The following is an 11,286-nucleotide window of genomic DNA, read 5'->3' on the forward strand; positions in this document are numbered from 1 at the left end:
CGCGTGTTGCGGATCCGCGGCCTGACCAAGAGCTTCACCGACCACCTGCGTGGTGGCACCATCCGGCCCGTGCTGCGCGGGATCGACCTCGACGTCGCCCCCGGCCAGTGTGTCGTGCTCACCGGAGCCAGCGGCTCAGGGAAATCCTCGCTGCTGCGCTGTATCTATGGCACCTACGCCGCCGACACCGGCTCCATCCACCTGGACACCCCCGACGGGACCATCGACCTGGCGCGGGTGCCGGATCGAGACCTGATCCGGATCCGCCGCGGCCAGCTGGGCATGGTCACCCAGTTCCTGTCCGCCCCGCCCCGGGTATCGGCGCGGGATCTGGTGGCCGAACAGGACGTCACCCTCGAGCACTCCACCGGGTTGTTGACCGAACTCGGGCTCGATCCAGCACTGCACGCTCTGGCGCCGTCGACGTTCTCCGGCGGGGAGCGCCAGCTGGTCAACATCGCGATCGCGCTCGCCCGGCCCCGGCCAGTGCTCCTGTTGGACGAGATCACCGCCTCACTGGATCACAACCGCCGCGCCACCGTGCTGCGGGTGCTCGCTGAGCGGAAGAACAGCGGCACCGCGCTGCTGGCGATCTTCCACGAACTGCCCGATGAACCGGGCTTCATCGACGAGGTCTGCCGCCTGGACGGCGGACGTGTTGTGGAGGCTATGGTATGAGCATCACGTTACAGGCGCACCGTGTCCTCACCGGCGAATGCCTACTGACGCCCGGATACGTCACCGTGGACGGTGAGCACATCGCCGCGGTGGGGACCGAACCGCCGCAGGGCGCCACGATCGTCGACCTGGGGGAGCGCGATCTGCTGCCCGGATTGATCGATCTGCACTCGGATAGCTGGCACCACCGCGCCCACCCACGCCCCTCCACGAGCTTCGCCCTGGACGAGACGCTGGTCATGCTGGACACCGAAGTCGTCTCTTGGGGGATCACCACACACTTCGTGTGCGTGGCGGTCCAGGACGACGCCGCCAAAGGCCGCACACCCGACCACGCCGCGCAGTCGGCGCGCATCGTGGAGAAGGTTCGCGACCAGTTACGTGCTGATCACCGGGTCCACCTGCGTGTGGAGACCACCAGCGAACGCCTCGACCTCGCCGCCGACCTCGCCGCACTGGGCTGCGTGTCACTGCTGTCCTATATGGACCACACCCCAGGGCAGGGCCAGTTCCAGCGGGAAGAGGACTGGCGCGCCTACTACGCCACCACCGGCGAAACCGACCTCGACGCGATGCTCGCCCGCAGGCGCGCCCGCCAGACTCACACCGGCACCACTATCACCGAGCTCGCCCGCCTGGCGCACCAGCGCGGGATTTCGCTCGCTTCGCACGACGACGATACCCTGGCCCGGGTGGACCGGGCCCACCGGCTCGGGGTGCGGATCGCCGAATTCCCCGTCACCGCCCAGGCCGCCGCAGCCGCCACCGAACGCGGCCTGCTGACCGTGATGGGCGCGCCGAACGCCCTGCGTGGCACCAGCCACCTGTCCGGCAACCTCTCCGCCCGCCAGGCTTTGCACGCCGGGCACCTGGGCGCCTTGGCGTCGGACTACCACCCCCCGAGCCTGCTCGGCGCCATCTACGCCCTGCCCGCAGCAGGCCTGTGCGCCCTGTCCACCGCCGTCGCACTGGCGACCCGGGGCCCGGCCCGCGCGGCCGGGCTGACCGACCGGGGCATTCTCACCCCCGGGAACCGCGCAGACCTTGTCGCGGTCACGCAGCGGGCCGGGCGGCCGGTGGTGGCGCAAACCTGGGTCGCCGGCACCCCCGTATTCGGGCCCTGGACGCGGGCATGACCGACATCGTGCACCCCGCCCTGACCGACGCAGCCGCCAGCGCTCGTGCGGCGCTGGCCGACGCGCTCACCTCCCACACCCGTGCCCAACTGGAAACCGACGACGGCATGGGCGCCGACGGCACCCCGACCATGCGCATCGACACCCTCGTCGAACACCGGATCCTGGACACGCTCACCCGGCACGGGGTGAACGTCCTGTCCGAGGAGGCGGGATTCCTCGACCGCGGCTCGGCCTACACCGTAGTGCTCGATCCGGTCGACGGCAGCGCCAACGCCGCCGCCGGCGTCCCCCTGTGTGCCCTCTCCGCCGCGCTGGCCGTCGACGGCGACTTCCGCCAGGCGCTGACCTGCTGGCTGCACACCGGCGACACCTGGCAAGCCACGGTGGACGGCGGAAGCTACGGCCCCCGGGGAGAACCCATACGCCCGAGCAGCACCACTACGCTCGATGCGGCGGCGGTGTCGCTGCTGCGACCGCACACCGCGACCCCGGACGGTGCCGCGTGGTGGGCGGTCGCGCGGTCCGCACGACGGATCCGGGTGCTGTCCTGCTCCACCCTCGACATCGCGCTCGTCGCCTCCGGCGCGATCGACGCGTTCGCCGACCCCGGCAGCGACACCCACCGGCTCGTGGACCTCGCCGCCGGGGTGGTCTTCGCCCGCGCCGGCGGGTTCGTCCTGCGCGACCTGCACGACCGGCCCCTCCGTTTCACCACCGACCTCACCCTGCGGTGGAGCGGCATCACCGCCGCCACCGAGCACCTGGCCGACGACCTCGCCAGCACCATCCACACCGCCCTCACCGATCCCACCCGGGAGTCGCCATGGGTTTCACACTGACCGTGCTCACCTGCGAAGCCGGACGCACCTCCGGCTACCTGGTGCAGCACCACGGCCGTAGCATCCTGTTTGACTGCGGCCCTGGCGTCATCGATGCCCTCCAGCAGCACATCCCGCTGACCCGGCTCGACGCCGTCGTCATCACCCACTCCCACGCCGACCACTGCCTCGACCTCACCGGCCTGGCCTACGCCCTGCGCTTCCCCACGCCCCGCGACACCCCGGTCCCGCTGTGGATACCAGCCGACATGACCGGCTTGCTGACCCGGCTCGACGACCAGTTCGGCGTCCCGACCCTGGAGGCCATGCGCCGTCCCATCCAACAAGCCTTCCAGGTCAACACCCTCGACCTCGACACACCCACCAGCGTCGACCTGCTCGGCGACCTGCAGCTGACCGCCCGCCCTGCACTGCACGCCGTCCCCAGCGCCGCACTACGCTTGACCGACGGTGCCACCACCGTCGCCTTCTCCTCCGACACCGGCCCCACCGACACCGTCACCGCCACTGCGGAAAACACCGACCTGTTCGTCTGCGAAGCCACCTACCTGCAGGCCACGGACGCCGAACTCATCGGCCACGGCCACCTCACCGCCGAGCTCGCCGGGCAGATCGCCGACCGCGCAAACACCCGTCAGCTCGTCCTCACCCACCTTTCCAGTCCGAACAGCGCGCTCCAGGCCCGCGCCGACGCAGGCCACACCTACACCGGCAAACTCGACGTCGCCACCCGCGGCGCCCGCTACACCACCTGACATGTCCACGACCCGACACCACCGCGACCCGTAACTCCCCGGCGCGGTGATTTTTAACAGTGATCGTGACTGCCAGTACACCTCCTGTGAATTCACCGAGTTCCGTTCCGCCAACGGTGTCCGCCGATCGTTGGGGCGACGTGCCACTTGTTACGACTGCGAGCATCATGTTGTCGTGGAATCATCCTTCGTGACCTGTAAGAAAGAGCTGATCCATAAGCGGGAACACTCCAGCTGGGCCGCCCGATCACTGCTGCCCAAATTTTGTGGTTGTGTAGACAAATTTAATTCCAGCCGTCACCGGGAATTCACTTCGGCTCGCTTGTCTATTCAAGCTAAAGGTGCACGATATGCACACCGCCATAGCAGCATCCCGCAAGCAGAATATCTTCCGAATCCTGTTCATTTTCTTGTTCCTTGAGGTGATCAGTCATGCACACAAGCACCGATCGGATTCTCACCACCCACACCGGCAGCCTGCCTCGCCCAGAGGAGCTGACCGAGCTCATGCACCGCAAGATGGACGGCAAGCTGGTAGATGAGGACCAGCTCGCCGCCGCGATCGAGGTCGCGCGCGCCAACGTGCTGGACAAGCAACTGAACTCCGGGGTGGACGTCGTCAGCGACGGGGAGGTCAGCAAGCCCTCCTACGTCACCTATGTCACCGACCGCTTCGACGGGTTCGGCGGGGAAGCGCAGCCGCTCGGGTTGGCCGAGTTCACCGACTACCCGGAAACCATGCGCCATGTCGCAGCCGACCCCGGTATGCAGCATGCGAAAGCCCCCTACTGTATGGACAAGGTGACGTTGCGCGACACCAAAGCCGTGCACGCCGACATTGCCGCCTTCAAGAAAGCCTTGCAGGGTTATGGCGAGGTTGAGGGCTTCATGACCGCGGCCTCGCCCGGCGCGATCGCCATGTACATGATCAACCGCTACTACCGGGACGACGAGGAGTACCTCTACGCCCTGGCTGACGCCATGAAGTATGAGTACCAGGTCATTGTGGACAGTGGACTGGTCCTGCAGATCGACTGTCCGGACATCGGCTGCGCGGCCCACCTCGCCTACAAGGACCTGCCCTTGCACGAGATCATTCAGAAGATCGAGATGCACATCGAGGTGATCAACCACGCCGTCGGCGGGCTGCCTCCGGACCGGATGCGTATGCACATCTGCTGGGGCAACTACCTGTCCACCCACCACCGCGACATCGAACTCAAAAACATCGCGGCTGCCGTGTTGCGCGCTCGCCCGCAGGGACTCCTCGTTGAAGCATCCAACCCCCGCCACGCGCACGAATGGGCAGTGCTCAAAGAAATCGGCGTCCCCGATGGGAAAATTCTCATCCCCGGTGTGATCGATTCCAAGACCAACTACATCGAACATCCCGAACTCATCGCCCAGCGCATCTCCAACTACGCCGGCATCGTCGGGCGAGAGAACGTGCTCGCCGGCAGCGACTGCGGCTTCGGCACCCTCGTCGGCATGAACTGGGTCAGCCCGCGCGTCGTCTGGGCCAAACTCGCTTCACTCGCCGAAGGCGCCCGCCTGGCCTCAAACACCTTGTGGGGCAAGGGCTCCCGCTAAACAATGCAGGAAGGAACATCCATGATAAAATCCGGCGCGCGTCTTGCCGGTCTGCTCATCGCTGTGGTGCTTGCGCTGTCGCTGGCCGCGTGCGGCGACGGCGCGAGCGAACAACAGGCCATCCGGGTGGGGGCCATCGCCACGGGGGCGGCCCAGGCCGAACAGCAGCGCTACAAGGAAACTGCCCGGCAACTCCAAGACGCCCTCGGCACCAAGGTCGACCTGGTCACCAGCACCGACTACTACGCTATCGCCGAGGCGTTGCGCGGAAACCGGATTGATGTGGCCTTCCTGGGGTCGCTCAGCTACGTCCTCATCGAGCCACGCGTCCAGGTCGAGCCCGTGGCCGTCGGTGTGGACGACAGCGGGACACCCGGCTATTTCAGCTACCTGGTGACCAACAAACCCGCCGAGATCCGGCAACCATCCGACGTCCGCGGGCACAAACTCGCACTGGCGAGCAAACTGTCGACCTCCGGATATCTCTTCCCACTCGACGTGCTCCGCAAGACGGGCGTGGATCCGGAGAAAGACACCACGCTGTCCCAGGGCGGCAATCACGCCGCGAACATCCTGGCCGTGGCCAGCGGCCAGGTCGACGCCGCGTTCGTCGACTCGGTCGAGTACGAGTCAGCGGTGCGCTCCGGCAAGGCTGACCCCAGCAAGGTCGTGAAGGTGTGGCAGTCCGACCGCATCACCGGTTCTCCGGTCGTGGTCCGCGCTGCTCTCCCGGCGCAGCGGCGTGAGGCCATCACGCGGGCGCTGCTCAGTTTGCGGGGCAGCGAGCAGGCCCCCATCGGCGTGGAGAAATCCACGCGGCTCGTGCCGGCCACGGCCTCCGATTACGACCCGATCCGCGCACTGGCGCGCCAAGCCGGCCTCTCGGTCGAGGACCTCCGCAGAAAGTAAGCAGGCGATGATCTACTGCGATAATCTTACCCGGGCCTTCGGCACTGCCACGGCGCTGGATCGGGTCACGCTGAAGGTTGCCGAGGGCGAGTTCGTCGCGTTGGTCGGCTCGTCTGGTGCCGGGAAGTCCACGCTTCTGCGCAGTCTCAACGGGTTTGTATCACCGACCGCGGGGCTGGTCGTCGTGGCCGGCCGCGACGTCGGCGCGCTGCGCGGCCGGGACCTGCAACGGCACCGCTCCGAGGTCGGCATGATCTACCAGCAGTTCCATCTGGTGGAGAGGGCCAGCGCGTTCCGTAACGCTCTGTCCGGGGCGGCCAGCCGGATCAGCGCCTGGCGCACCTGGCTGGCCGCCGCCCCGGTCGCCGAGCGCGCCGCGGCCCTGGACGCATTGACCAGGGTCGGCCTCGCCGACCGGTGGGCACAACGCGTGGACACGCTCTCCGGAGGGCAACGGCAGCGGGTCGCCGTCGCCCGCACCCTGGTGCAAAACCCGCGGGTGGTGCTCGCCGACGAACCCGTGGCCAGTCTCGATCCCGCCAGCGCCGAACGGGTGCTGACCTTGTTGGCCAGCCTCGCCCACGACGACGGACGAACGGTCGTAGCCTCCTTGCACCAGGTGGAGTTCGCCAGCCGGTTCTGCGACCGGATCGTCGCACTCGACCACGGCCACGTGGTCATCGACGCCCCTACGGCACAGGTCACCACCGACCAGTGGGAGACCCTTTACCACGGTGAACAGCACGATCTCGCCGTGGAGGCCGTGTGATGGCCACCCCGACGCCCTCCCGCCACCCGGCGCTGCGCCGCGCACCCAGCATCCCCCTCGTCACGACGGCCTGCCTGCTCGCCACAGCCGCCGTGGCCGTGTGCCTGCACCTCGGCGTGTCCGGGCGGCAACTGGCCTCGGCGATCCCCACCTTCCTCGCGTTCCTCGCCGACACCATGTGGCCACCGGACTTCTCCGGACTGCCGGATCTGCTGCGCGCCACCCTACTGACCGTCGAGGTCGCCTTCCTCGGCACCGCCGGCGCGACCCTGATCTCCTTGCCACTGGCCCTGCTCGCCGCACGCAACCTCGCACCACACCCCACCGTCTTCGCCACCACCCGGTTCGTCATCACGCTCTGCCGCGCGGTGCCGGATTTCGTCTTCGCCTTGATGTTCGTGGCCGCCCTCGGGCTCGGTACCCTGCCCGGAGTACTAGGCCTGGCCCTGCATTCGATCGGAATGCTGGGCAAGGTCTACGCCGAACGCATCGAGGAAATTGATCCAGGCCCACCCGAAGCACTGGCCGCGGTCGGCGCCCACCCCTTGCAAGTGATTCGTCTGGCTGTGATCCCGCAGGTCGTGCCCAGCCTGGTGGCCAACACCCTCTACCGTTTCGACATCAATATCCGCAGCTCCATCGTGCTGGGCATCGTCGGCGCCGGTGGCATCGGCTTCGAACTCGTCACCGCGCTCCAAGCCCTGGACTATCGACGTGCAGCGGCCGTGATGATCGTCGTCCTGGTCCTTGTTGCTGTGGTCGAGACCGCCAGCAACCAAATCCGACGCCGTTGCCTGTGACGGCGCCAACCCCTGCCCGGAATCCATTGTCCTTGTGCAGAAAGGCGATCAATGAGCGCGCTACCGATTCTCGACCTCACTCCTTTCCGCGAAGACGAATCGTCCGCCACCGCGGGTGAATTCATCACCGCATTGCGCGACATATGCCACACCGTGGGGTTCTTCCATCTCACCGGCCACGGCGTTCCCGACGAGCTCAACCAGCGGGTGCATCAGGTATCCCGGGAATTCTTCGCGCTTCCCGAGCCCGACCGGCTGGCCATCTCCATGGAGAACTCCCCACACTTCCGCGGCTACACCCCGCCCGGCGGGGAACACACCAACGGGCGGCCCGACCTGCGCGACGAAATCGACCTCGGCCCTGAGGCCGAACCGATGCCCGTCGGCCCCGGCGATCCGGCCTGGCGATGGCTACGCGGTCCCAACCAGTGGCCGGCCGGGATCCCCGGGTTCCGCGAGACCGTGACCACGTGGATGGAGGAGATGGACCGCCTCGGCCATGCTGTGCTGCGCGCGCTCGCGCTGGCCCTCGGACAACCAGCCATGCGGTTCGCCGAGTGGCTCGACCCCACACCCGAGGCAACCGCGAAACTGGTCCGCTACCTGGCTCCCTCGGCCGAGTTCCCGACCGGCCAGGGTGTGGGCCTGCACCGCGACTTCGGGCTGCTGACCTTCGTCTACCAGGACACCGTCGGAGGCCTGCAGGTCGAGCGGGATGGGGATCTCGTCGACGTGCCGGTAATACCCGGAACCCTGGTGGTCAACCTCGGTGAAATGCTGCAACTGGCCACCCACGGCTATCTCAAGGCCACGGTGCACCGGGTTGTCAGCCCGCCCGTCGGTGTGGAACGCATCTCCAGTGTCTACTTCGTCAACCCTCGCCTCGACGCCACCCTGTCCCGGATCGACCTGCCCGGCGAACTCGCAGCCGAAGCGCCCGGCGGGGAAAGCTCCGACCCGAGCAACCCGATCTTCACCACCTATGGCGAGAACATCCTCAAGGTGCGGCTGCGTGCCCACCCGGCCGTGACCCGCCGCCACCACGCCGACCTCGTCGGTGCCGCGAACTGATCCGCCCGCGATACACAGGAGCGCCGTGATGACCGCTATCTTCGACCGCACCACCGATACCGCCATCACCACCCCAGTTGGCGAGACCACCACCACCGACGCCTCACCAGCCCCGGTCAACCCCTTGCACGGTAACCCCGGGGTCGTCGGTGTCCCCACCGTCATCGCCGGCGCCATCGGCCTCGGCCTGATAAACATCGGCGCCCTGCCCGGCGGCGCCACCAGCGCCACCCTGGCCATCGTCATCACCTGCACCGCGGTCGGGTTACTGATCACCACCATCTGGGCGGCCGGCCTCGGGCAGAACGCCTCCGCCAGCCTGTTCGCCGTATTCTTCGGCTTCTACGGCAGCTACGCCGCCCTGACACTCGGGCTGTCCCACGGCTGGTTCGCCACCGCGGCCGAGCACGCCACAGACGCCCAGGTCGCCTGGCTGGTGTGCTGGCTAATCACGATCGTCATGGTCACGCTGGTCACCTTGCGCCTGCCCTCCAGCTTCACGCTCCTGCTCGGTCTGGTGGACATCGCCCTGGCCGTGCTCCTCGCCGGCACCATGACCGGCTCCACCAGTCTCATCCGGATTGGCGGCATCATCGTCTTCGCCTTCGTCGCGGTCGCCGTCTACCTCTACGCCGACCTCATGTTCACCGAAACCGGCGGACGGGGACTTCCCCTCGGCCGCCCCCTCATCACCCGCTAACACCACCGCCTCATCCGAGAGAAAACCTGCGGGACAAGATATTCTCCCTGCCTCCGCAGGGCGTCGCTTGAATTGACTGACGGTGAGCGCGTTTCCAGGCGTGCGTTGACGGCCGCACGGGTGGCGCGGCCGTCGGGCTGAGGGTGGTGGTTTCCTTTGATGGGACGGCGGTTCTCGGGGTCGCCGCGCCGGGGTCGGGGCAATGGCCTTACTTTAAGGTGATTGTTGTGGTTCGAGGCAGTGGAATTCGATGCGGCGGGTGACGGTGACTGGACCGTTCCCGCTTCGGCGGACACCCGGAATAGCTGCCCGATCCATCGGGAGAGCGGACAACGGGCGCGACAGGCCGTAGATTTACCGAGGAGTACAAGGAACAAGCGATAACTTTCGTCATCGATGGCGGCCGTCCTGTCGCCGAGGTCGCCCGGAACATCGGCGTCCACGAGATGACGTTGGGAAAATGGGGGTGTGCCACGTATGCAGGAGGTCGCTGTGAGGTAGCAGGTGGCTGATCGTGGTGCTGTGCGGGAGATGAAGGATTGCTGGCCCTTCGGCGTCGCCCTGCGGGGGGCAATGGCCCTTCTTTAAGTGATCGTTTCTGGTTCGAGGGAGTGGAGGACGATGGTGCTGGTCACTCGGCGGGTGCCGGGGTCGGTTGTTTTGCGGGTGGGGTAGCGCGGGCTGGGGCGTTTGGTCGTGCGTGGGGCGGTGCGGTCGGGGCGGTCGCGGATCAGCATGCCGGGGAGGTCGACGACGAGGAACAGGAATGCCTGGGCGAGGCGCTCAGGGGGAAAAGGCCGTCGCGACGGAGTGTCGGACGGCGTCGAGGACGTGCGGGAAGCTGACCCGGCCGGGGTCGAGGCCGCCGGCACCCCGGCCCGGTCCGCGACCGTCCCCAGACCCGACGCCCCGACCTCGTCTTCCGCTGTGGTCCGCATACGTTCCTTCCCTTCCGAGACCCCCATAAGGTCTCAGACTCGGATGAACCCGTACACAGAACAATCTGGCACCCCTTTTTGGGGAGACGGTCGACCGGATCATCACGATCACCGGGGTGGGTGAGGTCACCGCCACCGTCCTGGTCGCCGAAGTCGGCCTGGACATGAGCCGGTTCCCGACCGCCGGGCATCTCGCCTCCTGGGCGGGGATCTGCCCGGGGAACCACACCTCCGGCGGGAAACGGCTGTCCGGCCGGACCCGGCACGGCAACAAGTGGTTACGAACAGCGTTGACCGAGGCCGCGCACGCCGCTGCCCGCAGCAAGAACACCTATCTTGCCTCCCACCACGCCCAGATCCGCGGTAGACGCGGCGTTCTCAAAGCCATCGGCGCAACCCGCCACGACATTCTCATCGCTTACTGGCACATCATCGCGAACAATACGGTGTACCAGGACCTCGGCGGAGACTGGCATGCCCGCCGACGCCGGGACCCCGAACGGCGTAAGGGGTCGTAATGAATTAAGTCCAGCAACTAATTCGAGGTTTTGGGCATGCTTCAAGCTGTACGCATATAGTTCAGTTGGACAACCGTAGTGAGTCGCTAATCACATCGTTGATGTCGGGTAGGTACTGTTCGCTGCATGGCAGAGTACTTGATATCCAGCGAGGCGCTGACGTTGCTGTTTCAGCAGGTTCTTCCACATCTGGCCGAGAATCAGAGGAGATATTTCCTCGGCGCGCAGGCGCGGATGCTGGGCTATGGCGGTGTGGCGGAGGTGGCTCGGATGGCGAGTGTCGATCGCGGCACCGTGCAACGGGGGGCTCTGGAGATCGACAGCGGCATCGAGGTGACGCATCGGGTTCGCCGGCCTGGTGGTGGCCGGAAACCGGCTGAGGAGGTAGAGCCGGAATTACGGCCGACGCTATCCGGGCTGGTCGATCCGGAAAGCGTCGGGGATCCCGAACGTCTTACTCGGTGGACGTCTAAAACGACGCGGAAGCTCGCGGTCGCGTTGCTCAAGTTAGGCTTCAAGATTAGTCATACAACCGTGGCGGGGCTGCTCGCGGATATGGGGTTCAGCCTCCAGGCGCCGT

13 protein-coding genes and 1 pseudogene are annotated in these 11,286 nt (G+C 66.9%); 13 read left to right on the forward strand and 1 reads right to left on the reverse strand.

Features of this window, described 5'->3' with window-relative positions:
• The first annotated feature begins 3 nt into the window (after nucleotides 1-3).
• The 11 genes from CV1CTNOD_RS09445 (at nucleotide 4) to CV1CTNOD_RS28210 (ending at nucleotide 9,762) form a co-directional block, all read left to right on the forward strand.
• A complete protein-coding gene (locus tag CV1CTNOD_RS09445) occupies nucleotides 4-678 on the forward strand; it encodes an ATP-binding cassette domain-containing protein (protein WP_131785754.1) in 675 nt (224 codons plus the stop codon).
• A complete protein-coding gene (locus CV1CTNOD_RS09450; RefSeq protein ID WP_131785755.1) occupies nucleotides 675-1,814 on the forward strand; it encodes an alpha-D-ribose 1-methylphosphonate 5-triphosphate diphosphatase in 1,140 nt (379 codons plus the stop codon). Before CV1CTNOD_RS09445 ends, CV1CTNOD_RS09450 begins: the two co-directional genes overlap by 4 nt.
• Nucleotides 1,811-2,656 (forward strand): inositol monophosphatase family protein, encoded by an 846-nt coding sequence (locus CV1CTNOD_RS09455; RefSeq protein WP_131785756.1) that lies wholly within the window; start codon nucleotides 1,811-1,813, stop codon nucleotides 2,654-2,656. The genes CV1CTNOD_RS09450 and CV1CTNOD_RS09455 overlap by 4 nt, the downstream gene beginning before the upstream one ends.
• A complete protein-coding gene (locus CV1CTNOD_RS09460) occupies nucleotides 2,641-3,411 on the forward strand; it encodes an MBL fold metallo-hydrolase (protein WP_131785757.1) in 771 nt (256 codons plus the stop codon). Before CV1CTNOD_RS09455 ends, CV1CTNOD_RS09460 begins: the two co-directional genes overlap by 16 nt.
• A 432-nt stretch (nucleotides 3,412-3,843) precedes the next feature.
• Complete coding sequence (locus CV1CTNOD_RS09465; RefSeq protein ID WP_131785758.1) at nucleotides 3,844-5,001, forward strand: cobalamin-independent methionine synthase II family protein; 1,158 nt, start codon at nucleotides 3,844-3,846, stop codon at nucleotides 4,999-5,001.
• A gap of 21 nt (nucleotides 5,002-5,022) precedes the next feature.
• Complete coding sequence (locus CV1CTNOD_RS09470) at nucleotides 5,023-5,910, forward strand: phosphate/phosphite/phosphonate ABC transporter substrate-binding protein (protein WP_165485411.1); 888 nt, start codon at nucleotides 5,023-5,025, stop codon at nucleotides 5,908-5,910.
• 7 nt (nucleotides 5,911-5,917) lie between these two features.
• The gene (gene phnC / locus CV1CTNOD_RS09475; RefSeq protein WP_207386299.1) at nucleotides 5,918-6,679 is read left to right on the forward strand and encodes a phosphonate ABC transporter ATP-binding protein; all 762 of its coding nucleotides are present in this window, start codon (nucleotides 5,918-5,920) and stop codon (nucleotides 6,677-6,679) included.
• Complete coding sequence (phnE, locus tag CV1CTNOD_RS09480) at nucleotides 6,679-7,479, forward strand: phosphonate ABC transporter, permease protein PhnE (RefSeq protein WP_131785760.1); 801 nt, start codon at nucleotides 6,679-6,681, stop codon at nucleotides 7,477-7,479. Before phnC ends, phnE begins: the two co-directional genes overlap by 1 nt.
• 51 nt (nucleotides 7,480-7,530) lie before the next feature.
• Nucleotides 7,531-8,550: an isopenicillin N synthase family dioxygenase gene (locus CV1CTNOD_RS09485; RefSeq protein ID WP_131785761.1), complete on the forward strand. Its 1,020-nt coding sequence runs from the start codon at nucleotides 7,531-7,533 to the stop codon at nucleotides 8,548-8,550.
• A 28-nt stretch (nucleotides 8,551-8,578) separates the two neighbouring features.
• Nucleotides 8,579-9,250 (forward strand): GPR1/FUN34/YaaH family transporter, encoded by a 672-nt coding sequence (locus CV1CTNOD_RS09490; RefSeq protein WP_131785762.1) that lies wholly within the window; start codon nucleotides 8,579-8,581, stop codon nucleotides 9,248-9,250.
• A gap of 305 nt (nucleotides 9,251-9,555) precedes the next feature.
• Entirely contained in the window at nucleotides 9,556-9,762 is a 207-nt protein-coding gene (locus CV1CTNOD_RS28210) for a transposase (protein WP_131785771.1), read from the forward strand.
• A 72-nt stretch (nucleotides 9,763-9,834) separates the two neighbouring features.
• Here CV1CTNOD_RS28210 and CV1CTNOD_RS09500 read toward each other — a convergent pair whose 3' ends face one another.
• Nucleotides 9,835-10,188 (reverse strand): hypothetical protein, encoded by a 354-nt coding sequence (locus CV1CTNOD_RS09500; RefSeq protein WP_131785763.1) that lies wholly within the window; start codon nucleotides 10,186-10,188, stop codon nucleotides 9,835-9,837.
• Between the two features lie 77 nt (nucleotides 10,189-10,265).
• Between CV1CTNOD_RS09500 and CV1CTNOD_RS09505 the strand changes: the two are divergent.
• Nucleotides 10,266-10,706 (forward strand): annotated as a pseudogene (locus tag CV1CTNOD_RS09505) (transposase); the annotation flags it as partial.
• Nucleotides 10,707-10,832: 126 nt separating this feature from the next.
• Nucleotides 10,833-11,286 (forward strand): ISAzo13-like element transposase-related protein (locus tag CV1CTNOD_RS09510; RefSeq protein ID WP_431607095.1); only part of this gene is annotated, 454 nt, incomplete at its 3' end.

It is taken from the genome of Protofrankia symbiont of Coriaria ruscifolia, assembly GCF_900634745.1.
GTDB lineage: Bacteria > Actinomycetota > Actinomycetes > Frankiales > Frankiaceae > Protofrankia > Protofrankia californiensis.